The following is a 262-nucleotide window of genomic DNA, read 5'->3' as shown; positions in this document are numbered from 1 at the left end:
GGGTAGTTGGTGGTACGGGACGCTATGTTCGAAGCCAGCGGCGGCCGGGCGGCAGAAGAGATCGTCATGACAAGGGATGCCGACATAACCATATTAAGAAAGCGCGGAATGCTGGCGACCGTGCGCGGCGTCCCTGCGCATAGCGTAGGCGGGGCCGAAGTGGAGACTACGCCCTGCGATATGCTACTGGGTAATGCAATTCTGCATGTCGCGAGACTGGACGTTTCGGTTTGCACGACCGCCGCCGCGAGTGTCGTTGCGG

The 262-nt window shown here is 61.1% G+C and carries 1 pseudogene; it reads left to right on the top strand.

What is annotated here, in order from left to right:
• Positions 1-66: 66 nt before the first annotated feature.
• Positions 67-262 (top strand): annotated as a pseudogene (locus AF337_RS44830) (hypothetical protein); the annotation flags it as partial.

Source organism: Rhizobium ecuadorense, from assembly GCF_001187535.1.
Taxonomy (GTDB): Bacteria; Pseudomonadota; Alphaproteobacteria; order Rhizobiales; family Rhizobiaceae; genus Rhizobium; species Rhizobium ecuadorense.
Note: the sequence above shows the minus strand (reverse complement) of the source record. Positions and strands in the feature narration are given on the sequence as shown.